Origin of the sequence: Pseudomonas sp. Je.1.5.c (assembly GCF_051129895.1) — a bacterium.
GTDB classification, from domain to species: domain Bacteria; phylum Pseudomonadota; class Gammaproteobacteria; order Pseudomonadales; family Pseudomonadaceae; genus Aquipseudomonas; species Aquipseudomonas urmiensis.
In genome coordinates this window covers 18,707-39,980 of record NZ_JBCPSP010000036.1, presented here as the reverse complement: position 1 = coordinate 39,980, position 21,274 = coordinate 18,707, and the positions used below count along the sequence as shown (strand labels likewise).

The window sequence follows — 21,274 nt, the reverse complement described above, 5'->3', positions numbered from 1 at the left end:
GCGGATTGACAGTGAAGTGAGCCAGGTTTACGTTAACGTAAAGGTTACAAGCAGCGTGGGAGCGGGTTTGACCCGCGACAGCAATCCAATGGCATCCAGGGCCATACTGATATTGATAGACGCCATCGCGGGGCGAGCCCGCTCCCACGCGCCAAGCTCACTCAGGCCTAGCCAAGAACAAGAAGGTGCCCCACATGCATTACCCGTCCCTGAACTTCGCCCTGGGCGAAACCGTCGACATGCTGCGCGAACAGGTGCAGGCCTTCGTCGCGGCCGAACTGGCCCCGCGCGCCGCGCAGATCGACCAGGACAACCTGTTCCCCGCCGACATGTGGCGCAAATTCGGCGACATGGGCCTGCTCGGCGTCACCGTGCCGGAAGAATACGGCGGTGCCGGCCTGGGCTACCTGGCCCACGTGGTGGCCATGGAAGAGATCAGCCGCGGTTCGGCCTCGGTGGCGCTGTCGTACGGCGCGCACTCCAACCTGTGCGTCAACCAGATCAACCGCAACGGCAGCCACGAGCAGAAGCAGAAATACCTGCCCAAGCTGATCAGCGGCGAGCACATCGGCGCCCTGGCCATGAGCGAACCCAACGCAGGCTCCGACGTGGTATCGATGAAGCTGCGCGCCGAGAAGCGCGGCGATCACTACGTGCTCAACGGCAGCAAGACCTGGATCACCAACGGCCCCGACGCCAACACCTACGTGATCTACGCCAAGACCGACCTGGACAAGGGCGCCCACGGCATCAGCGCGTTCATCGTCGAGCGCGACTGGAAAGGTTTTACCCGCAGCAACAAGTTCGACAAGCTCGGCATGCGCGGCTCGAACACCTGCGAGCTGTTCTTCGATGACGTCCAGGTGCCCGAAGAAAATATCCTCGGCCAGCTCAACGGCGGCGTGCGCGTGCTAATGAGCGGGCTGGACTACGAGCGCGTGGTGCTCTCCGGTGGCCCGACCGGGATCATGCAAGCGTGCATGGACCTGGTGGTGCCATACATCCACGACCGCAAGCAATTCGGCCAGAGCATCGGCGAGTTCCAGCTGATCCAGGGCAAGATCGCCGACATGTACACCCAACTCAATGCCAGCCGCGCCTACCTGTATGCCGTAGCCCAGGCCTGCGACCGTGGCGAGACCACCCGCAAGGACGCCGCTGGGGTCATCCTCTACACCGCCGAGCGCGCCACGCAAATGGCTCTTGAGGCGATTCAGATTCTGGGGGGCAACGGCTACATCAACGAGTTCCCGGCGGGGCGTCTGCTGCGCGATGCCAAGCTGTACGAAATCGGCGCCGGCACCAGCGAGATTCGCCGGATGCTGATCGGCCGCGAACTGTTCAACGAAACCCGCTGAGCAAAAGGAACTGGCGCCCATGGCTATCCTGCATACCCAGATCAACCCGCGCTCGGCAGAGTTCGCCGCCAATGGCGCGGCCATGCTCGAACAGGTCCAGGCCCTGCGCGGCCTGCTCGCCCACATCGCGCAGGGCGGCGGGCCCAAGGCCCAGGAGCGGCACACCTCGCGCGGCAAATTGCTGCCACGTGAGCGTATCGACCGCTTGCTGGATGCCGGCTCGGCGTTTCTTGAGGTCGGCCAATTGGCCGCCCATGAGGTGTACGGCGAAGACGTCCCCGCTGCCGGGGTGATCGCCGGCATTGGCCGAGTCGAAGGTGTCGAGTGCATGATCGTGGCCAACGACGCCACGGTCAAAGGCGGCTCGTACTATCCGCTGACGGTGAAAAAACACCTGCGCGCACAGACCATCGCCCTGCAGAACCGCCTGCCGTGCATCTACCTGGTGGATTCGGGCGGGGCCAACCTGCCGCGCCAGGATGAAGTATTCCCGGACCGCGAGCATTTCGGGCGGATCTTCTTCAATCAGGCCAACATGAGCGCCCTGGGCATTCCGCAAATCGCCGTGGTGATGGGCTCGTGCACCGCTGGCGGCGCCTATGTGCCGGCGATGGCCGACGAGGCGATCATGGTCCGCCAGCAGGCGACCATCTTCCTCGCCGGCCCGCCCTTGGTGAAGGCCGCTACGGGTGAAGTGGTCAGCGCTGAAGACCTGGGCGGCGCCGACGTGCACTGCCGCACCAGCGGCGTGGCCGACCACTATGCCGACAACGACGAGCACGCCTTGGCCCTGGCCCGGCGCAGCGTGGCCAACCTCAACTGGCACAAGCTCGGTAAGCTGCAACGCCAGGCGCCAGTGGCGCCGCTGTATGCCGCCGATGAGCTGTACGGCGTGGTGCCAGCCGATGCCAAGCAGCCGTTTGATGTGCGCGAGGTGATTGCGCGGCTGGTCGACGGCTCGGTGTTCGATGAGTTCAAGGCGCTGTTCGGCACCACCCTGGTGTGCGGTTTTGCCCACTTGCACGGCTACCCGGTGGCGATCCTGGCCAACAACGGCATCCTGTTTGCCGAAGCTGCGCAAAAAGGTGCGCACTTCATCGAGCTGGCCTGCCAGCGCGGCATCCCCTTGCTGTTTTTGCAGAACATCACCGGCTTCATGGTCGGCAAGAAATACGAAGAAGGCGGCATCGCCAAGCACGGCGCCAAGCTGGTCACCGCGGTGGCCTGCGCCCAGGTGCCGAAGTTCACCGTGATCATCGGCGGCAGCTTTGGCGCGGGTAACTACGGCATGTGCGGGCGGGCCTACGACCCACGCTTCTTGTGGATGTGGCCCAATGCGCGGATTGGCGTGATGGGCGCCGAACAGGCCGCTGGGGTGCTGGCGCAGGTCAAGCGTGAGCAGAGCGAGCGCAGCGGCCAGGCCTTCAGCGCCGACGATGAGGCCAAGCTCAAGCAGCCGATCCTCGATCAGTACGAGCGCCAGGGCCACCCCTACTACTCCAGCGCCCGGCTGTGGGACGACGGCGTCATCGACCCGGCACAAACCCGCGACGTGCTCGGCCTGGCGCTGTCTGCCGCGCTGAACGCGCCCATCGAACAGAGCCGCTTCGGCATATTCCGGATGTGACCCATGAGCGATTTCAGCACCCTTGAACTGATCAAGGACCCGCGCGGCTTCGCCACCCTGTGGCTGAACCGCGCCGACAAGAACAACGCCTTCAACGCGCAGATGATCCGCGAGCTGATCGTCGCCATCGACCAGCTCGGCGCCGACGCCAGCCTGCGTTTCGTGCTGCTGCGCGGCCGTGGCCGGCACTTCAGTGCCGGCGCCGATCTGGCCTGGATGCAGCAATCGGCGCAGCTGGACTTCAACACCAACCTGGACGACGCCCATGAACTGGGCGAGCTGATGTACAACCTGCACAACCTCAAGCTGCCAACTGTGGCGGTGGTGCAAGGCGCGGCCTTCGGCGGCGCCCTGGGGCTGATCAGCTGCTGCGACATGGCCATTGGTGCCGAGGACTCCCAGTTTTGCCTGTCCGAGGTGCGCATCGGCCTGGCGCCAGCGGTGATCAGCCCGTTCGTGGTCAAGGCCATCGGCGAGCGCGCCGCACGCCGCTATGCGCTCACCGCCGAACGCTTCAGCGGCCTGCGCGCCCGCGAGCTGGGCCTGCTGGCCGAGGCCTACCCTGGCGCCGAGCTTGAGCAGCAGGTCGAGGCCTGGGTCGACAACCTGCTGCTCAACAGCCCCCAGGCCCTGCGCGTGAGTAAGGAGTTGCTGCGTGAAGTCGGTCATGGCGAGCTGACCCCGGCCGTGCGCCGCTACTGTGAAAACAGCATCGCCCGCATCCGCGTCAGCCCCGAAGGCCAGGAGGGCCTGCGCGCCTTTTTGGAAAAACGCCGCCCTGCCTGGCAAGACTTTGATAAGGAACCGCGCCCATGAGCCAACCCACGCTGACCACCCTGCTGGTCGCCAACCGCGGTGAGATCGCCTGCCGGGTGATGCGCACGGCCAAGGCCATGGGCCTGACCACGGTCGCCGTGCACAGCGCCATCGACCGCGAAGCCCGGCATGCGCGTGAAGCTGATATTCGTATTGACCTGGGCGGCGCCAAGGCTGCCGAGAGCTATCTGGACATCGACAAGTTGCTGGCCGCCGCCAAGGCCAGTGGCGCCCAGGCGATTCACCCAGGGTACGGTTTCTTGTCGGAAAACGCAGGTTTCGCCCGCGCCATTGAACAGGCCGGGCTGATCTTCCTCGGCCCACCGGCCAGCGCCATCGACGCCATGGGCAGCAAGTCGGCGGCCAAGGCATTGATGGAAAACGCAGGTGTTCCGCTGGTGCCGGGTTATCACGGTGAAGCGCAAGATCTGGAAACCTTCCGCGCCGCCGCCGAACGCATCGGCTATCCGGTGCTGCTCAAGGCCAGCGCTGGCGGCGGTGGCAAGGGCATGAAAGTGGTCGAGGAAGAAAGCCAGCTGGCTGACGCCCTCGCCTCGGCCCAGCGTGAGGCGCAGTCGTCGTTTGGCGATTCGCGGATGCTGGTGGAAAAGTACGTGCTCAAGCCGCGCCACGTGGAGATCCAGGTATTCGCCGACCAGCATGGCAACTGCCTGTACCTCAACGAGCGCGACTGCTCGATTCAGCGTCGTCACCAAAAAGTGGTCGAGGAAGCGCCAGCCCCAGGGCTCTCGCCCGAGTTGCGTCAGGCCATGGGCCAAGCGGCAGTGCGTGCCGCCCAGGCGATTGGTTACGTCGGCGCAGGCACCGTGGAGTTTTTGCTCGATGCCCGCGGCGAGTTCTTCTTCATGGAAATGAACACGCGCTTGCAAGTCGAGCACCCGGTGACCGAGGCGATTACCGGCCTGGACCTGGTCGCCTGGCAGATTCGCGTGGCGCGTGGCGAGGCGCTGCCGATCAGCCAGGCGCAGGTGCCGCTGATCGGCCATGCGATCGAGGTGCGTCTGTATGCTGAAGACCCGGCCAATGAGTTCTTGCCGGCCACGGGCACCCTCAGCCTGTACCGCGAATCGGCGCCTGGTGAAGGCCGGCGGGTGGATAGCGGCGTCAGCGAGGGCGACAGTGTGTCGCCGTTCTACGACCCGATGCTGGGCAAGCTGATTGCCTGGGGTGAAGATCGCGAACAGGCGCGGCTGCGCTTGCTGGCGATGCTCGATGAGTTCGCCATTGGCGGGGTGAAAACCAACATTGCCTTCTTGCGCAGAATTCTCGCGCATCCGGCGTTTGCCGCGGCAGAGCTGGATACGGGTTTCATTGCGCGTCATCAAGAGCTGTTGCTGCCGACTGCCAGCGAGCTGCCCGCCGCGTTCTGGCAGGCTGCTGCCGAGGCCTGGTTGCAGAGCACGCCTGCGCAGCTGCGCGCTGACGATCCTGGCTCGCCGTGGGATGAGCGTGAGGGCTTGCGGTTAGGCTTGCCAGCACGTAGCAGTGTGCACCTGACCAGTGCTGGGCAAGATCAAGCCGTGGCGCTGGAGCGCAGTGCACCGTCCACTTTGCGCCTTGAAGGCGAGCAGCTGTGCGAGGACCGCGACGGCCTGCGCCGCCGGCATCTGGCCATTCGCCGGGCTGGCACGCTGTATCTGCGCTGGGAGGGCGACATGCATGCCATTACCGCGTTCGACCCGATTGCCGAGGCTGAAGCCAGCCACAGCCACCAGGGCGGGCTCAGTGCGCCAATGAACGGCAGCATCGTGCGGGTACTGGTCGAGCCTGGGCAACTGGTCGAGGCCGGCACCGCGCTGGTGGTGCTGGAGGCGATGAAGATGGAGCACAGCATTCGCGCGCCCCAGGGCGGGACGGTGCAGGCACTGTTCTGTCAGGAGGGGGATATGGTCAGTGAAGGGGCGGTGTTGGTCGAGTTGGCTGACTGATCGGAGATTTTGGGGCCGCGCTGCGGCCCTTCGCGGCGGTTCGGCGCCCCGACAAGCCCGCTCCCACAGGTACTGTGTTGAAACTAAGTGCAGCGCGCTCTCTGTGGGAGCGGGCTTGCCCGCGAAGGGCTGCGAAGCAGCCCCAAAATCCCAAATCTAAAAAATCCCGTGAACCCGCACCACCACGCCTAGAAACTCACACCCAGGTTCGCACAGAACCGTCGGATAGCGCGTATTCAGCGGCCTAAGCAAGCGTTCACCGCCCTCCTCGATCAACTGGCGCAGCACCGCTGATTTGCCCGGCTGGCGAGCAATCACCAGCTTGCCCGGCTGCACCTCAAGCCCGGTATCCACCAGGATCAGCATGCCCTCGGGCACGCTCTTGCCGCTGGCGGCATTCATCGAGTCGTTTTCCACCGGCAGCCAGTAGGCATTGCCCGCAGGCATGTAGTCGGTCTGCTCTTGCAGTTCGCTTGCCGTGGGCAGCCCTTCCTGCAGATCCGCCCAACTCAGCACCGGAAAACGAAAACTGGCATAGCGCAACGCTTGCGCCGACAGCGGCTGCTCGGTGGCGTAACTGCCCTGCGCCTCGCGCACCAGATCACGCTCGACCACCATCGCCTGCGCCTCCAAATACACCAGGCCCAGCACTTCGAGTTTCTCGTTGATGGTCTGCAAGGTCGGCCTGCGCGAACCGCGCAGCCAATGACCGACGCCGCCTTGGGTCATCTGCAGGCGCTCGGCCAGTTTGATCTGGCTGAGGTTGTGTTCGCGCTTGTAGCGCGAGAGAAAATCGATCCAGTTTTCCATGACCGGAACAATACGGGCTGTATTAATCTCATCAATACACATTGTGAATTATCTTCAGAGAGCTAATTAGTACAAATTGACCTATGCTCGGCATTCACTGTCCTTGAAAGGAAATCGAAGGTATCCAAATGAATCCGCAGAAAAACGAAGATACAGATCTCGACAGCGAAGCCGCACGCCGCGCCCTCGACTATTACCTCAACCCCACCCCACCGCGGCCGAACCTGGACAACAAGCTGTGGGCCCTGCAGCCGGGGGTTTCCAGCACTGAAGCCCACGACCATGCGCTGGCCCTGCTGCGCTGCGCCGCAGCCACCGCCCACGAAACCGCCGTTCACCAAGACGGCATGACCCGCGAGATCACGCTGGCGCTGATGCACATGGTGAACATGGCCAGGGCGCTGCTGGAGCACAAGCAGGCGGTTCAATCAGAAGGGAAATAAGGGAGAAACGTGACAGCCGATTAACGGCAATGGCCCCGATTGCCGGGACCGAGGAAGTGCATCGGTAAAAGTATTTTGCCGAATTAAACAAATATCATTTGACTGGCAAATGATAACGATTATTATTGCACTCAGCAGGTCGCGAGACCCGCTGGATAACCTGGAGCCCTTAGGTCGGACTCTCAGATTATCTCCTCATCAGGCTAATCACGGTTTTTGACCCGGCTTTTTGCCGGGTCTTTTTTTTTGGCTCTTCAGGCTAATGAAGAAGGGTTACCGCTTGAATGGCCGCGATGATAGCAAAGGTGTGTCAATTGGTGAACGGTTGTTACAGCGTTTTGCGCAAACAGCACTTGAGAATCAATCTCGTTACCATTAAGCTGGCTGCGCATTAGGGAAGATGCCCCCACCCCTACCCTTGAGCAAGGAGCAATCCATGACCCGCCTGCTGCTGCCCCTTGAACACGCCCCGCACACTGCTGCAGCACTGGATGATGACGCCTTGCTGCATGCCCTCAAGCGCCTGCCGCGCCGGGTGCAGCAAGTGTTTCTGCTCAACCGCCTCGATCAACTGGATTTTGCCGCTATCGCTGCCCGGCTCGATTTGCCCTTGCTCAGTATCGAGCGGCATATGAACCAAGTGTTGCAGGCCGCTCGCCCGCACGGCGATGGCTTGGCCGGTGTCGCCGGGCAATGGTATGTGCGCTTGCAAAGCCCGCAGGTGACCGCGTGCGAGCGGATTGATTTTCGCCGCTGGCTGGATGCAGCGCCCGCGCATCTTGAGGCGTTTCACCAGACCGAGCTGCGCTGGCGCAGCCTGCTCGGCCCAGCGCGGCAGTTAGGCCACGATGACTGGTACCGGCAAGGCCGGGCCGCGTTGTCGCTGGGGGGCTGTTCGATTGCCATTGGGCTGGGCGTCGCAGCCCTGTTCGCCTTGGGTTTCTGGGCCTGATTTGTGGGTCGATGAGGTCGCTATCGCGGGGCAAGCCCGCTCCCACGTGCTGTTTCATTGAACACTGACAGCTTCATTGAACACTGTCGGCTTCATTGAACACTGTCAGCTTCATTGAACACTGTCAGCTTCATTGAACACTGACAGCGTGGGAGCGGGCTTGCCCCGCGATAGCGACCTCACTGACACCACGCAACACTTTACCCGCACAACATTCGAACCAACCCCTCCACCGAGGGGTGTACAGTAGCGTCACAACAAAAGCCACAGGAGTCTGGCAATGACCGTGACGCTGTCCCCCCTGCAGATCGACTGCGATTTCGATTCCGGCAACATTCAGGTGAAGGACGCCAGCGACCCCAGTCGGGTACACCTGGCCATCCGCCCTGACAGCCACAGCGACCACTTCCAATGGTTCCACTTCAAGGTCGACGGCTTGACCCCGGGCCATACCCACCGCTTCAGCCTCGACAACGCCAGCCAGTCTTCCTACAAGAATGCCTGGGATGGCTATCAGGCAGTCGCCTCCTACGATCAGCAAAGCTGGTTCCGCGTGCCCAGCCAGTTCGATGGCCAGGCCCTGACGTTCCAATTGCAGGCCGAGCAACCGCAGGCCTGGTTCGCCTACTTCGAACCTTATCCGCGCGCCCGCCACAATCAACTGATCGAACGTGCCCGCCAGCTCCCTGGCGTCGAGCTGTTGGCCAGCGGACGCAGCGTGCAGGGCCGCGATATCCCGCTGCTGCGTGCAGGCGATGGCGCGGCGGGCAAACGCAAGCTGTGGCTGATCGCCCAGCAGCACCCCGGCGAGCACATGGCCGAGTGGTTCATGGAGGGCGTGATCGATCGCCTTGAAGCCAACGATGCGAGCATCCAGGCGTTGCTTGCAGAGGCCGACCTGTACCTGATCCCTAACATGAACCCTGACGGCGCCTTCCTAGGCCACCTGCGTACCAACTTCAAGGGCAAGGATCTGAACCGCGCCTGGCAGGACGCCAGTGTCGAGCTCAGCCCCGAGGTGTTCTTCGCCCAATCGCAGATGAAGCTGTATGGCGTCGATGCCTTCATCGACGTGCATGGCGATGAAGAAATCCCCCATGTGTTTACCGCTGCCTGTGAAGGTAACCCTGGGTACACGGCGCGGATCGAGAAGCTCGAGGAGCAGTTCCGCAGCACCCTGTGCAGCGTCACCAAGGATTTTCAGACCGAGCATGGCTACACCCGCGACCAGCCGGGCCAGGCCAACATGACCTTGGCCTGTAACGCGGTAGGCCAGATGTATGACTGCCTGTCGCTGACCCTGGAAATGCCGTTCAAGGACCATGACGATGCGCCCAATGCGCGTACCGGGTGGTCGGGCGAGCGTTCCAAGGCGTTGGCGGCGGCAGTGCTGGAAACCTTGCGCAAAATGGTCAGGGATTTGCGCTGACTGTACCGCCCTCATCGCGGGGCAAGCCCGCTCCCACGCATCTTTGCTTGCGAAATGCACGTAGTGGGAGCGGTGCACGCCCAGCCACCTCAGAACTGCACATCAAGGATCACACTGTCGGTGTAACTGGCCGCCGGCGGGGTTGCCTGGTCGGTGTACACCTTGGCGTTGTAGTTGAACACCTGACTCCCGATGCCAGTCCCCGCGCCGGGGTTTACATCCGCATCGCTACTGGCCCGCCGTGCGCTGCTCAACATCCCCCAGCGGACACTGCCGGCACTCTTGAAGATGTCGTAAGCCAGATAGTTGTTGGCCGCCGACTTCATCCGCCGCCGCCCATTGAGCACATTCTGCCCATCATCGAGCCCAACGGTGTAGTTGCTGCCTTTGGTGCAGGCAATATTGATGCTCTGGTTGACCGTACCAAACCCTGCCACCACCGGCGCACTGGCAAAGCTGATAGTAGGCGTGGTGATCTGGCAATCGTTGCTCACCGTCAGGCTGACGGTCAGCGTCTGCACGCCACTGCCGATGTCGCGCCCCAGGCAGATAGCGCCAATGCCAATGCCTGAGCAGTAGTTCCAGCTCCAGGCGATGTTCAGGGTTTCCTGATACAGCCCGGCGGCCACATTGGCGCCGACCACCGTTCGAAAATACAGCGGCACCGACTTGGGCGTGGTGCCACTGAGCAGGCCCAACGCATCGATGATGCCCCCCGGGGCGAAATCGAACTGGGTACCGCGGGCGATTGGAAACGAGGTGGTATTGTTGGCATAGATGGTATACGGGATCACATCGCCAGTAGGGCCCACCAGGCCGCTGCGACTGGAGGTAATGGTGGCGTAGAAGTGGTCGTTGCTGGTCAGCAGCGACAACAGCGAGCCGGTGCATTGCAAGCCGGCGTTGGTGCTGCTGGCCGTCTGCACCGTGCTGCGCACCAGGGTGGAATTGATAGTGCCAAAGGCGGCCGGCGCGGTCGCCACCGACGAGCACAAGGCCCAGGCCGGAGCGGCTGGCAGCAGCATGGCGCACAGCAGCGCGCTACGGCTTAAGGTGTTCATTGGCACACCAGCGGGCCGATCAATGGGATGGGCCCCTGCCCTTCGGGCAGATCGAATTCAACCTGGCACGGGCCGCCATCCGCCACGTCGACCTGCAAGCGGTTGTGCGCCGAGAGGTTCTCCAGGTAGACCAAGCCATCCCAGCCCACCACTGCCTGGGCGCCGCTGTGCGCGTCGGTCACGCGGCTGCCAAGCTTGAGCACCTGCTGCTTGGCGTCGACCAGCACGATGCTCGCCGCCAGCACCTGCTTGAGCGGGAACTCCAGCAGATAGCCGCTGCCACGCCGCACCGCCACGCGCTGCTCGACCTGTGGCGCGAGGATGTCGGCGGGCAGCTCCATCGGATCGATCTCGTACTTGCCGCGGTAATAACCGCTGCTGTACGGCACCAGCAGATGGCCTTTGCTATCGGTGCGCCCAATCACCTGGTTTTCATAGCGCACCGGCACGTCGGCATAGCCGCTGGTGCTGACCACGACGAAGGCATCGTCGATGCGGTTGGCGGCAAACACCCCGGCATCCATCCACACCAGCGAGCCACTGGCGTCGGCCCAGCGGGTCATCGAACCACTGCTGCCATAGGCCCCTGCCTGCAGTTGTACCGACTGCAAACGCCAGGTGACGTCGGCCTGGCGATAGGCCTCGCGGTCACCGTCGGCATAGCCCAGGTTAAAACCAACACCACCTTCTACTGGCACTGCGCGGCTGTAGTTGACCCGTTGCAAGCGTTCGCCGTCGGTGCTGCGCTCCATGCTCAGGGCCAGGGTGCCGCGCAGGTCGAACGGGATCACCCACTGCGCCTGCACTGCCCACTGGCTGTCACCGACTTCGCGGTTGGCCGACAGGTACAAGCTGCTGTTGCCCCACAGCGGCTTGCTCCAACTGAGGTTGATCAGGCGGGTGCGTGAGCCGTCGCCAGCGCGCACGTCGAAGTAGCCCGCGCCAAGGCTGCCATAGCTGTCCAGGTTCAGGCTCAGGGTGACCTGCTCGCTGCGTTGCGACAGGCGCATGTAGGGGGTGTCGACCCGCGACAGGTCGGCATACTCGCCATGGCGTTGCAGGCGCTGGTAATTGAAGCCCAGCCGCTGGCTGTTGTACTGATAGCCCAGGGCCACCTGCTGGCCCTGCTCGCCTTCGAAACGGCTTTGCGCCACTGCGGCATTGAGCACGCCAAAGGTGCCCAGGCGCATGTTGCCGCCCAGGCCACCGAGCATCAGCGACTCGGCGCTTTCAAGGTGGCTTTCGAGGGTGAAATTGTCGCTCAGGCCATGGCGCAGGCTGGCCGAGGCGACGCCTGGGCCGTAGCTGAAATCGCGCAGCGCATAGTCGCGACGCAGGCTACCGGCGGCCAGGGAGAAATCGCTCAAGCCCTTGGCCAGCAAACTGCTGGTGACGTAGAACGGCAAGGTGGTCGAAACCTGTCGGCCCAAGGCATCGGTGGTGACCACCACTGCCTCGCCCGCACCATTGATGAAGGGCACATTGGTCAGGGTGTACGGCCCAGGCTGCAGCTCGGTGGTGCTGGTCTTGTAGCCGTTGATGAACAGGTCCAGCGACGTCGGCACCGCCGCTTCACCGGCAAAGGCCGGCAAGGGATAGGTGACCAGGTCGGGACGCGCACCAAAGTCGCGCGACAGCTGCACACCGCCGACCCGCACCGAGCTGGTCCAGGGCAAGGCGCCGGTGATCACATCCCCGGCTTCGAATGTCAGCAGGCGCTGTTCGTCGGTGTAGCGCCAGGTAGTGTCATAGCGCAAAAAGCCCTGGCGGCTATCGTCCTCAGGTGCCCCATTGAATGACTGACGCCACTGCCCGGTCGTGGCGAAGGTGCCCCAGCTGTCGAACAGGCGCAGCTCGTTCCAGGCCGCCAGGTAGGTGCCGCCTTCATCGGTGTCGTTCAGGTACAGGTCGTAGTTGAACAGTGCGCCGAAGCTGCTGCGCGCATCGCTGGCCGGGTACAGGTTGCGAGCACCGACCTGCTGCCCTGGCAACCAGGCGGCGGGCACCTGCAACAGCAGCCGTTGATTCTGGCTGTCGTAGTCGCTGTGCAGCGCCGCAACGCTATCCAGCGCGATTTCGCCCTGCGGCGTACCCGGCAGGCTGATGCCCGCGGCACTGAGCGCCGCACTGTCGATGAACAAACGCCCGGCACGCTGTTGCACGGGCACCAACTCAGCCTTGGGCATCTGGTTCACCAACAGGTCGAGGTACAGCGTGGCGTCGGCAATGGCGGCGGTTTCGCTGGGCGGCGGCGGCAGCTCGTTGGCCACGCCAAGGCCCGACCCCATCAGCAACAGGCCTAAGCACACGCGGCATGTCGCCTGCGACACGCATTTCACACACGGCTTCCAGCCATTGTCGGGTCCTCCATGGCCCCTGACGTCGTTTCACGATTGCTTCAACGGCCCTGGCTGATCGCCTGGGCCGCATCCTGTCCATTGACCCGGCCCTTGAGCACGCTAGCGGCACTCGGCGCGCTCGGTGCCGGCCAGCGCATGCTGGCGCCGGGCAACACATAGCCGAGCAGGCCCTCGACCACGGGCGTATCCCGGCCGCCCTGCTGCAACACCACATCAGTCAGGCGCGCATGCACCGGCCCTGTGTTGCGCAGCTCAAGGTAGGGCTTGCCTTGCACGCTGACCGGGCGCCAGCTCAGTTGCGGCTTGCCGACGCCCTCGGCGCTGCGCTTGCCTTCAGGGTCGGGCTTGCCCCACAAGCCTTCGCCGTAGACGAACAGCGGCACCGAATAGCGCATTTGCAGGCGGATCGCCGCCAGGGTGCCTGCGCTGGGCGCATCGGCCGGCAGCGGCGAGGGGATTTCGTCGATGATGATCCGGTAGGCCTGCTCCTGGCCGGCCGGTGAAGTGCCGGTACGGGTCAGGCGGATCAGCTGTTTTTGCCCGGGCGCAATATTGGCCACCGGCGGGCTGCCGATGATCTCGCGCTGGGCCTGAAACTGCTCCTGGTACTCGCCCTGGCGCCAGGCGAATACCCGCACTTGCAAGCTGGCCGGCGCCGTGCCGCGGTTTTCCAGCCACAGTGCGCCGGCCTTCTGGTCAGCTTCGAGCACCGGGTCGATCGGCCAGATCAGCACCGAGGTGGCGGCCCCTGCTGGCACACTGGCCAGCAGCAGCAAACCGATCAATGTTCGCGCCCATTTTGCGCCTGCCCCCATGCTGCTCTCCTTCGCTGGTTGTGATTGATCCGGGCCTCACCAGGTCACCGTCACCTGCACCACATCGGTGTAGGTCCCGGCCGGCAGCGTGCCGCTCAACTGGGTGCGCCCGTACACCGGCAGCTTGATCGCCGTCGGGTCGCTGTAGCTCACGCTCACGCTCTGGCCAATCGCCAGGGCCTGGCTCAGGGCGGCGTCGCGATAGAGCTGGTAGGCGAGCAACTGGCTGCCGCCATTGCGTTTGAGGTTGCGGCTGCCGCTGGCGCTGTTCTGGCCGCCATCCAGGCTCATGCTCAGCGCCACCCCCGGGGTGCACTGGAAGGTCACCGTGGTGCCACCCAACGAGGTGCTCAGGGTGGCGGTGGACAGCGCCGACTGGCTGCCGAAATTCAGCACGCCATAGTTGCTCACCCCGCCCACCACCAGGCAGCCAGCGACAATCTGCGCGCTGACCTGGAAAGTGCTGCTGGTCACCGCCCCCAGCGGCAAGGCCAACAGCAGGCCGAGGGCGCCGACGCCACTGCGCAGCCAGGCGCTCATGGCTCAGAACGTCAGCTCGACTGCCACCGTGTCGGTATAGGTGCCTGCCGGCAGCCCGGCCTTGCCACGCGCCTGGCCATACAGGTTGACGGTCTGCGCCACGCCCGTGCTGGTCGGCAAGGTGATGGTGCCGTCGATGGCCAGCACCTGGGTGTGGCCGGCATCGGTGTAGAAGTCGTACGGCACGAAGTTGCCGCTGCCATCGGCCAGGGCGCGGGTGCCACCGGTCGACTGGCCGTCATGGGCGCCGGCGCGCACGCGGATCGAAGGCACCGTGCCATTGGAGCAAAGAATGCTCATGGCGCCACCGCCCGGGCCGAGTACCTGGGCATTGGCAGTACCGAACAAGGCGTCCTGGGTACCGAAGTTGAGGCTACCGAAGTTCAGCCCCGAGGTGCCGGCGCTGCCGTTGACCTGGCAGGCGGCGGTCAGGGTCAGGGTCGAGTTGATCGTGCCGGTGACGGTCGCGGCCTGGGCCTGGGACGCCAAGGCCAGACCGAGGCCAGCGAGGATGGAGCAAGTGACATGAGTGCGCATCGGAATCTCCTTGGGTGTTACCAGTCCAGGGTCACGCTCAGGGTGTCGCGGTACAGGCCTGCGGGCAGTGCGCGCGGTTGCGCGACCACCACGCCGTAGATCGGGATGGGGATCTGTCGGGTGCTGCTGATGGTGAAGGTGCGCGCCTGGCCGACCCCATAACGGTTATTGCCATTGGGGTCGACGGCCAGTTGATAGGGGATCAGTTCGCGACCATTACTCAAGCGGCGCACGCCATCGCCGCCATTCTGGCCGCCATTGATACGCACGCTGAAAGCGCGCACCGACGGCGTGCAACTGATCTGTAACCCGCCCTCACCGCCCGCCTCGTCGACCCGGCCTTGCAGGGGCTGGTCCCAGCTTGGCCCGCGGGCGCCGAAATCCATCACACCAGGGTTACCCAAGGTGGCCGGTTGCTGCGGGTCGCTGCTGATCTGGCAGGCCGCGCTGATCACCAGGCGCGCCTCGATAAACCCGGTGGTGGTGCCATGCACCACTGAGCTGGGCAACAGCAGCGGGCCGAGGGTCAGCAGCAGGAACGAGGTGCGGTTCATCGGGCGGCGTCCTTGTCCATGGCGATATCCCTACCAGGTGAGCGTGACTTTGAGCAGGTCGGTGTACAGGCCTGGGCGTGGCACCCAGGCCAGTCGGTCGATCCGCGCGTAGAGCGGAAGTTGCGCCGAACCGCTGTCCGGCACCCGCGCCGCGTGCGCCTCACCGACGCTCAACGGTTGGCGCCAGGCGGCATCGCGGTAAAGACGGTAAGGAATGGGCTTGGCCTGGCGGTCGTCGCTGGCCAGAAAACGCAGTTCGCCAACGCCGCCATGCTGGCCGCCGTCGACGCGGATCTGATAAGGCGTATCAGGGTTGCACTCCAGCCGCGGTGGGCGCTGGCTGAGCAGCACGCCGGACAACGGCGCGCCCGGCCCGTCCAGCCGCGCAACCGCGCCCAGGTCGATGCGACCCAGCGCTTGCGCGCCAGCGTCGCGCTGCTGGTTGACCAGCATGCAGCCGCGCTGCACCTGGACCCGCACTTCGACCAAAAAGTCCGCCGCCAGGGTGCTCGCGCTTAACAGCAGGCCCGACAACACGGCCAGAAAGCGTCTCGTCACCTCGATATTCCTGTCTGTAGGTACTGAGCTTGAGGGTAGCAGCCGGGGGAGATAGCGCCGGGCTCGGCGGCCCCTTCCTTGGCATTAATAACAAGGGGTTAGCGCAGGTTTGGTAGGGGCTGGAGGCCATCATCGCGGGGCGAGCCCGCGCCTACAGAGGGCACGATCTGTTGTTGTGAAAGAATTTTCTGACACAGCGGCAGAACCCCTGAACTTATCAGCCCTCAAATGGCCATATGCCGGCAAAGCAGACGACATTCTGATACCGTGCATGTGAAACATCCTGTGCCATGCGCATTCCGCCATGCGCGGACGGAACCGACAGGAGAACCTCTTTTGACTACTGCCCAGAACGCGCTCGACCAAGCGGTCGAACGCTGTGCCCAGGAACCGATCCAGGTCCCCGGCAGCATTCAGCCGCAGGGCTTTCTGCTGGTGCTGGACGAGCACGACCTGCGCATCCTCCAGGCCAGCGAAAACGCCGAGCGCTGGCTAGGCTTGCCAGCCCGCGAGTTGGTCGGCTGCACCTTCCCCGACCTGATCAGCGAAGGCTTCGACCTGCGCGCGCACCTTCAGTACCTGCCTGATGACGAAGTGTTTCCCTTCCATATTGGCGACGTGCAACTGCGCCAAGGTGTGCCGGGCGGTGAGCGCCTGCGGGTGCTGGTGCATCGTCATGACCAGGTGCTGATCAGCGAATTCGAACCGATTCGTTCAAGCCCGGGGCCAACCGGTCATGGCGACTATTACCCGCTGGTGCGTGCGTTCGTCAGTAGCGTGCACCAGGCAGGCTCGATCCAAGAGCTGCTGCAGCAGTCGGTGGTGCAGCTCAAGCGCATCACCGGTTTCGGCCGGGTCAAAGCCTACCGCTTCGATGCCGAAGGTAATGGCCAGGTGCTGGCCGAAGTGGCGGACCCTGGCTACCCGAGCTACCTGGGGCTGTGCTTTCCGGCCTCCGACATTCCGCGCCAGGCCCGCGAGCTGTACCGGGTCAACCGCATCCGGGTGATCGAAGATGCCAATTACCAGGCCTCGGTGCTGGTCCCAAGCAACAACCCGCGCACCGGCAAACCGCTGGACATGAGCTTTGCCGCGCTGCGCAGCGTCTCTCCGGTGCACCTGCAATACATGCGCAACATGGGCACCCTGGCCTCGATGTCGCTGTCGATCGTGGTCGATGGCCAGCTGTGGGGCTTGGTCTCGTGCCACCATGTACAGCCGCACCGGGTCGACTTGCCGACCCGTACCGCCTGCGAATTGCTCGGCAGCGTGCTGTCGCTGCAGATCGAGTCACGCGAGGCGCATACCAGCACCCAGACCCTGCTCGACATGCGCCAGCGCATCGTGCGCATGCTCGCCTCGATGGCCGACCATGACAACGTCAGCCAAGGCCTGCGCGCGTTGCCCGATGTGCTGCTGGACTTCGCTGGCGCCAGCGGCGCTGCGATCATCTCCGCCGAACGCTGCGACCTGATCGGCATCACGCCGCCAGAGGCCCAGGTCAACGCCCTGGTGCACTGGCTGGGCGGGCGTGGCGAGGTGTTCCACACCGACAACATTCGCCGCGATATCGACGAGCTGCCGGAACTGGCCGAACACGCTGGCGGCCTGCTGGCGGTGTCGATCTCGCAGATCCACTCCAATTATCTGGTGTGGTTCCGCCCCGAGCAGATCCGCACCGTAACCTGGGCCGGGCGCCCGGAAAAACACATCAGCGCGCAAGGCTCGCTCGACCCGCGCAACAGCTTCGAGCGCTGGCAAGAGCAGCTCAGCGGTTTCTGCCAGGCCTGGGATCCGCTGATCATCGAAGGCGTACAGGAGCTGCGCGGCGCGGTGTTCGGCATCGTCCTGCGCAAGGCCGAAGAGCTGGCGCAATTGGCCGGCGAGCTGAAGCGTTCGAACAAGGAGCTTGAAGCGTTCTCCTATAGCGTGTCGCACGACCTGCGGGCGCCGTTGCGGCATATCGCCGGCTACACCGAGCTGCTCGGCGAAATCGAAGGCGCCGGGCTCAGCGAGCGCGGCCGGCGTTTTTTGCAGCACATCGAGGAAGCCGCGCACTTTGCCGGCACCCTGGTCGACAACCTGCTCAATTTCTCGCAGATGGGCCGCTCGGCGCTGCGTCTGTCGGATGTCGACCTCAATACCCTGGTGGAGGCGATCCGCAGCGAAATGGCCCCCGACTATGCCGGACGCGAGATCGTCTGGGAGGTCGAGCAATTGCCCAAGGTGATCGGCGACCCAGCCTTCATCAACATGGCCCTGCACAACCTGATCGCCAACGCCATCAAGTACACCCGGGGCCGCCAGCCTGCGCGGATCAACATCGGCGCCCGGCAACTGGAAAACGAAACCGAGATTTTCATCCGCGACAACGGCGTGGGCTTTGACATGGCCTATGCCGGCAAGCTGTTCGGCGTGTTCCAACGCCTGCACCGCATGGAAGATTTCGAGGGCACCGGGATTGGCTTGGCCAGTGTCCGGCGGATCATCGAACGGCACGATGGCCGAGTCTGGGCCGATGGCCAGATCGACCAGGGCGCCAGCTTCCATTTCACGCTCCCGCGTAATTCAATCAATACCTGAGGCAACCGTACGATCATGCTCAAGCCCATCCTTTTGGTCGAAGACAACCCTAGGGACCTGGAGTTGACCCTCCTTGCGCTGGAGCGCAGCCAACTGGCCAACGAAGTCATCGTCTTGCGCGATGGCGCCGATGCCCTTGATTACCTGTTACGCCGTAACGCCTACGCCGATCGCGCCGGCGGCAACCCGGCGGTGTTGTTGCTGGACCTGAAACTGCCCAAGGTAGATGGCCTGGAAGTGCTCAAGGAAGTACGCGCCACCGCCGAGCTGCGCAGTATCCCGACGGTGATGCTGACCTCCTCGCGCGAGGAGCCAGACCTGCTGCGCGCCTACGAACTGGGGGTCAACGCCTACGTGGTCAAACCGGTCGAATTCAAGGAATTCGTCGCCGCCATTTCTGACCTTGGGGTGTTCTGGGCGGTGCTCAACGAACCACCACCTGGCTCGTTGCGCCTGAATCGGCGCGGCAGCAATTGAGCCTGGCGCCGATGCTGCCCAGCCCGCTGAAACTGCTGATGGTCGAAGACAGCTCGATGGACGCCGAGCTGAGCTTGCTGCGCCTGGAGCGCAGTGGCCTGCAGATTCAGTCGCAGTTGGTGTTCGACCATGTCGGCGTCGAGCACGCGCTGCGTGAAGCCAGCTTCGACTTGATCCTGTGTGACTGTGTGCTGCCCGGCTCCTCCGGCACCGAGGTGCTGGCGATTGCCCAGCGCCTGGCGCCGGATGTGCCGTTCATCTTCCTGTCCGGGATCTACGGCGAAGAGCATGCGGTGGAGATGATCCGCCTCGGCGCCACCGATTATGTGCTGAAAAAGAACCTGCCGCTGCTGCCCAAAGCCGTGCGCCGGGCACTGACCGAAGTGCAAGAGCGCCAGCGTCGGCGCCGCGCCGAAGAGGCCTTGGCCGATGTCGAGGCGCGCGCACGGATTGCCATCGATGCCGCCGGCATGGGCACCTGGGACTTTCGCCCCGAAGACGGCCTGCTGCTGTGGGACGACCGCTGCAAGACCCTGTTTGGCCTGCCCACCGATACCGAGATGAGCCTGGATGTGTTCTACGCAGGCATCTATCCCGATGACCGGGAGATGGTCCGCAACGCGGTCGAACAAGCCATGCTGCCAACCAGCGATGGCCGCTACCGAGTTGAGTTTCGTATCGCCCAGGCCAACGGCCTGGAGCCACGCTGGTTGCTCAGCAGCGGCCAGTGTCAGTTTGTCGAAGAGCGCTGCGTGCGGTTCTCCGGCGTGCTGCAGGACATCCAGCAACAGCGCCAGGCCACCCAGGCGCTGAAACAGCTCAACGAGATGCTCGGTGAGCGCGTCGAGCGCCGCACCCGCGAACGCGACCGCGCCTGGGAGTTGTCCCAGGATTTGCTCGCGGTGCTGAACAAAGACCTCACCCCCGTGGCGCTCAACCCTGCCTGGGAGGCTAGCCTGGGCATCTCCCGCGAGCGCCTGAGCCAGGCCTCGCTGCTGCAACTGTTGCCCGAACAGGATCAGGAGTCGTTTCTTGCCGAGCTGGCAGCCCTCGCCCATGGCCGCACCAGTGCGCGCTTCGTGGGTCGCATCCAGCATGCCAGTGGCCAGCAACGTTGGTTGTCCTGGGTAGTGGTGCCGGAAGACACCCTGCTCTACGTCGTGGCGCGCGACATTACCAGCGAGCGTGAATCGTCACTGGGCCTGGCCGAGGCCAACGCCCGCCTGCGTGAGCAGATCGATGAGCGCGAACGAATCGAAGCGGCGCTGCAACAGATGCAGCGCCTGGAGGCGGTCGGCCAGCTCACTGCAGGCGTGGCCCACGACTTCAATAACCTGCTGACGGTGATCCTCACCGGCGCCAGCTTCCTTGAGCGCGACCTGGACAAGGCAAACTACGAGAAGGCGCGCAGCCGCCTGCAACACATCCGCGAAGCAGGCGAGCGCGGCGCCAAGCTGACCTCGCAATTGCTGGCATTCTCCCGCCGCCAGCGCCTGGAGCCGGTGCCGCTGAACCTCAATCAGACATTGGCCGGCCTTGAGGAGCTGCTGCGCCGTACCCTGGGCGGCAACATTTCGGTGCGCCTGGACCTGGACGACAGCCTCTGGCAAGCGCTGACCGATCCGACCCAGACCGAAATGATCATTCTCAACCTGGCGATCAACGCCCGCGACGCCATGCCCGACGGCGGCCAATTGACCCTGACCACGCGCAACACCCAGGTGGTGGCTCGCCCGCAGCGACCGGAAGACCCCGAGCCTGGCGAGTACGTTTCGCTGTCGATCCGCGACACCGGCTGTGGCATGAGCGAGGACGTGGTGGGCAAGGTGTTCGAGCCGTTCTTTACCACCAAGGATATCGGCAAGGGCTCAGGCCTGGGCCTGGCCCAGGTGTTCGGCTTTGCCAAACAATCCGGTGGCGGGGTGCGCATCGATACCGCACCGGGGCATGGCACGCTGGTGTCGGTCTACCTGCCCGCGGTCAAGCAGCCGTACGTGCTTGAAGCGGCAGTGGTCAATCCAGCGCAGCCGCTGACGGCCGAGGGGCGCGATCGTACCGTATTGCTGGTCGACGATGATCACCTGGTACGCGACATGATTGGCGATGTGTTGCGCCTGCACGGCTATCAGGTGCGCCAGGCGCATAGCGGCGAGCAGGCCTTGGTGCTGCTCGATGAGCACATCGACCTGCTGCTGACCGACTTCGCCATGCCCGAATTCAATGGCGCGCAGTTGGCCTTGGCAGCGCGCACGCGCTTTCCCAAGCTGCCGGTGGTGATCCTGACGGGCTATGCCGAACTGCAGGGCCTGGAGTTGGCCGATAGCCTGGTGATCCAGAAACCGGTGCAGGCGCAAGTACTGGCGCAGGCATTGAACGATCTGTTGGGAGCGGTCTGAGCAGGAAGC

At 64.0% G+C, this 21,274-nt stretch carries 18 protein-coding genes; 10 read left to right on the top strand and 8 right to left on the bottom strand.

Going from position 1 to position 21,274, the window contains the following annotated elements; translation table 11 throughout:
* Positions 1 to 194: 194 nt before the first annotated feature.
* The 4 genes from AAZU54_RS21380 to AAZU54_RS21365 are packed head-to-tail and all read left to right on the top strand — an operon-like array spanning position 195 to position 5,750.
* Positions 195 to 1,358: an isovaleryl-CoA dehydrogenase gene (locus tag AAZU54_RS21380; RefSeq protein ID WP_186554841.1), complete on the top strand. Its 1,164-nt coding sequence runs from the start codon at positions 195 to 197 to the stop codon at positions 1,356 to 1,358.
* Between the two features lie 19 nt (positions 1,359 to 1,377).
* Positions 1,378 to 2,985: a carboxyl transferase domain-containing protein gene (locus AAZU54_RS21375; protein WP_186554842.1), complete on the top strand. Its 1,608-nt coding sequence runs from the start codon at positions 1,378 to 1,380 to the stop codon at positions 2,983 to 2,985.
* A 3-nt stretch (positions 2,986 to 2,988) separates the two neighbouring features.
* A complete protein-coding gene (locus AAZU54_RS21370) occupies positions 2,989 to 3,801 on the top strand; it encodes a gamma-carboxygeranoyl-CoA hydratase (protein WP_405130314.1) in 813 nt (270 codons plus the stop codon).
* Positions 3,798 to 5,750 (top strand): acetyl-CoA carboxylase biotin carboxylase subunit, encoded by a 1,953-nt coding sequence (locus AAZU54_RS21365; protein WP_434727650.1) that lies wholly within the window; start codon positions 3,798 to 3,800, stop codon positions 5,748 to 5,750. Before AAZU54_RS21370 ends, AAZU54_RS21365 begins: the two co-directional genes overlap by 4 nt.
* A 156-nt stretch (positions 5,751 to 5,906) precedes the next feature.
* On the opposite strand, the gene AAZU54_RS21360 is transcribed toward AAZU54_RS21365, so the two are convergent.
* Complete coding sequence (locus AAZU54_RS21360) at positions 5,907 to 6,560, bottom strand: LexA family protein (protein ID WP_186554845.1); 654 nt, start codon at positions 6,558 to 6,560, stop codon at positions 5,907 to 5,909.
* A 128-nt stretch (positions 6,561 to 6,688) separates the two neighbouring features.
* Between AAZU54_RS21360 and AAZU54_RS21355 the strand changes: the two genes are divergently transcribed.
* From AAZU54_RS21355 to AAZU54_RS21345, 3 genes are all read left to right on the top strand, one after another.
* Positions 6,689 to 7,003 (top strand): DUF6124 family protein, encoded by a 315-nt coding sequence (locus AAZU54_RS21355; protein WP_186554846.1) that lies wholly within the window; start codon positions 6,689 to 6,691, stop codon positions 7,001 to 7,003.
* 436 nt (positions 7,004 to 7,439) lie between these two features.
* Complete coding sequence (locus tag AAZU54_RS21350) at positions 7,440 to 7,955, top strand: DUF4880 domain-containing protein (RefSeq protein WP_186554847.1); 516 nt, start codon at positions 7,440 to 7,442, stop codon at positions 7,953 to 7,955.
* A gap of 280 nt (positions 7,956 to 8,235) precedes the next feature.
* Positions 8,236 to 9,384 (top strand): M14 family metallopeptidase, encoded by a 1,149-nt coding sequence (locus AAZU54_RS21345; RefSeq protein WP_434727649.1) that lies wholly within the window; start codon positions 8,236 to 8,238, stop codon positions 9,382 to 9,384.
* 89 nt (positions 9,385 to 9,473) lie between these two features.
* Here AAZU54_RS21345 and AAZU54_RS21340 read toward each other — a convergent pair whose 3' ends face one another.
* From AAZU54_RS21340 to AAZU54_RS21310, 7 genes are all read right to left on the bottom strand, one after another.
* The gene (locus tag AAZU54_RS21340) at positions 9,474 to 10,445 is read right to left on the bottom strand and encodes a Csu type fimbrial protein (RefSeq protein WP_434727648.1); all 972 of its coding nucleotides are present in this window, start codon (positions 10,443 to 10,445) and stop codon (positions 9,474 to 9,476) included.
* Positions 10,442 to 12,733, bottom strand: a complete 2,292-nt coding sequence (locus AAZU54_RS21335; RefSeq protein WP_434727654.1) for a fimbria/pilus outer membrane usher protein — start codon at positions 12,731 to 12,733, stop codon at positions 10,442 to 10,444. The genes AAZU54_RS21340 and AAZU54_RS21335 overlap by 4 nt, the downstream gene beginning before the upstream one ends.
* 110 nt (positions 12,734 to 12,843) lie before the next feature.
* Complete coding sequence (locus AAZU54_RS21330) at positions 12,844 to 13,620, bottom strand: fimbrial biogenesis chaperone (protein ID WP_186554850.1); 777 nt, start codon at positions 13,618 to 13,620, stop codon at positions 12,844 to 12,846.
* Positions 13,621 to 13,656: 36 nt separating this feature from the next.
* Positions 13,657 to 14,160, bottom strand: a complete 504-nt coding sequence (locus AAZU54_RS21325) for a Csu type fimbrial protein (RefSeq protein WP_368972736.1) — start codon at positions 14,158 to 14,160, stop codon at positions 13,657 to 13,659.
* Between the two features lie 3 nt (positions 14,161 to 14,163).
* Positions 14,164 to 14,697 (bottom strand): Csu type fimbrial protein, encoded by a 534-nt coding sequence (locus AAZU54_RS21320; protein WP_186554852.1) that lies wholly within the window; start codon positions 14,695 to 14,697, stop codon positions 14,164 to 14,166.
* Between the two features lie 17 nt (positions 14,698 to 14,714).
* Positions 14,715 to 15,251, bottom strand: coding sequence for a Csu type fimbrial protein (locus tag AAZU54_RS21315; protein ID WP_186554853.1), 537 nt, complete (start codon positions 15,249 to 15,251; stop codon positions 14,715 to 14,717).
* 30 nt (positions 15,252 to 15,281) lie between these two features.
* Complete coding sequence (locus tag AAZU54_RS21310; protein ID WP_434727647.1) at positions 15,282 to 15,809, bottom strand: Csu type fimbrial protein; 528 nt, start codon at positions 15,807 to 15,809, stop codon at positions 15,282 to 15,284.
* 336 nt (positions 15,810 to 16,145) lie between these two features.
* Here AAZU54_RS21310 and AAZU54_RS21305 point away from each other — a divergent pair, with 336 nt between their 5' ends.
* Genes AAZU54_RS21305 through AAZU54_RS21295 form a run of 3 tightly spaced genes read left to right on the top strand, consistent with a single transcriptional unit; the run spans position 16,146 to position 21,265 of the window.
* Positions 16,146 to 18,392: an ATP-binding protein gene (locus AAZU54_RS21305; RefSeq protein WP_434727646.1), complete on the top strand. Its 2,247-nt coding sequence runs from the start codon at positions 16,146 to 16,148 to the stop codon at positions 18,390 to 18,392.
* Positions 18,393 to 18,407: 15 nt separating this feature from the next.
* Positions 18,408 to 18,869, top strand: coding sequence for a response regulator (locus tag AAZU54_RS21300; RefSeq protein ID WP_428627999.1), 462 nt, complete (start codon positions 18,408 to 18,410; stop codon positions 18,867 to 18,869).
* 11 nt (positions 18,870 to 18,880) lie between these two features.
* Positions 18,881 to 21,265: a response regulator gene (locus tag AAZU54_RS21295; protein ID WP_434727645.1), complete on the top strand. Its 2,385-nt coding sequence runs from the start codon at positions 18,881 to 18,883 to the stop codon at positions 21,263 to 21,265.
* Positions 21,266 to 21,274: the final 9 nt, after the last annotated feature.

What these genes read in the sequence shown, in the direction of transcription:
- AAZU54_RS21330 (WP_186554850.1), bottom strand. Translation starts at nt 13,620, where the DNA reads ATGGGGGCAGGCGCAAAATGGGCGCGAACATTGATCGGTTTGCTGCTG.
- AAZU54_RS21315 (WP_186554853.1), bottom strand. Translation starts at nt 15,251, where the DNA reads ATGAACCGCACCTCGTTCCTGCTGCTGACCCTCGGCCCGCTGCTGTTG.
- AAZU54_RS21345 (WP_434727649.1), top strand. Translation starts at nt 8,236, where the DNA reads ATGACCGTGACGCTGTCCCCCCTGCAGATCGACTGCGATTTCGATTCC.
- AAZU54_RS21325 (WP_368972736.1), bottom strand. Translation starts at nt 14,160, where the DNA reads ATGAGCGCCTGGCTGCGCAGTGGCGTCGGCGCCCTCGGCCTGCTGTTG.
- AAZU54_RS21365 (WP_434727650.1), top strand. Translation starts at nt 3,798, where the DNA reads ATGAGCCAACCCACGCTGACCACCCTGCTGGTCGCCAACCGCGGTGAG.
- AAZU54_RS21320 (WP_186554852.1), bottom strand. Translation starts at nt 14,697, where the DNA reads ATGCGCACTCATGTCACTTGCTCCATCCTCGCTGGCCTCGGTCTGGCC.
- AAZU54_RS21355 (WP_186554846.1), top strand. Translation starts at nt 6,689, where the DNA reads ATGAATCCGCAGAAAAACGAAGATACAGATCTCGACAGCGAAGCCGCA.
- AAZU54_RS21340 (WP_434727648.1), bottom strand. Translation starts at nt 10,445, where the DNA reads ATGAACACCTTAAGCCGTAGCGCGCTGCTGTGCGCCATGCTGCTGCCA.
- AAZU54_RS21350 (WP_186554847.1), top strand. Translation starts at nt 7,440, where the DNA reads ATGACCCGCCTGCTGCTGCCCCTTGAACACGCCCCGCACACTGCTGCA.
- AAZU54_RS21380 (WP_186554841.1), top strand. Translation starts at nt 195, where the DNA reads ATGCATTACCCGTCCCTGAACTTCGCCCTGGGCGAAACCGTCGACATG.
- AAZU54_RS21360 (WP_186554845.1), bottom strand. Translation starts at nt 6,560, where the DNA reads ATGGAAAACTGGATCGATTTTCTCTCGCGCTACAAGCGCGAACACAAC.
- AAZU54_RS21295 (WP_434727645.1), top strand. Translation starts at nt 18,881, where the DNA reads ATGCTGCCCAGCCCGCTGAAACTGCTGATGGTCGAAGACAGCTCGATG.
- AAZU54_RS21375 (WP_186554842.1), top strand. Translation starts at nt 1,378, where the DNA reads ATGGCTATCCTGCATACCCAGATCAACCCGCGCTCGGCAGAGTTCGCC.
- AAZU54_RS21300 (WP_428627999.1), top strand. Translation starts at nt 18,408, where the DNA reads ATGCTCAAGCCCATCCTTTTGGTCGAAGACAACCCTAGGGACCTGGAG.
- AAZU54_RS21335 (WP_434727654.1), bottom strand. Translation starts at nt 12,733, where the DNA reads ATGGGGTCGGGCCTTGGCGTGGCCAACGAGCTGCCGCCGCCGCCCAGC.
- AAZU54_RS21370 (WP_405130314.1), top strand. Translation starts at nt 2,989, where the DNA reads ATGAGCGATTTCAGCACCCTTGAACTGATCAAGGACCCGCGCGGCTTC.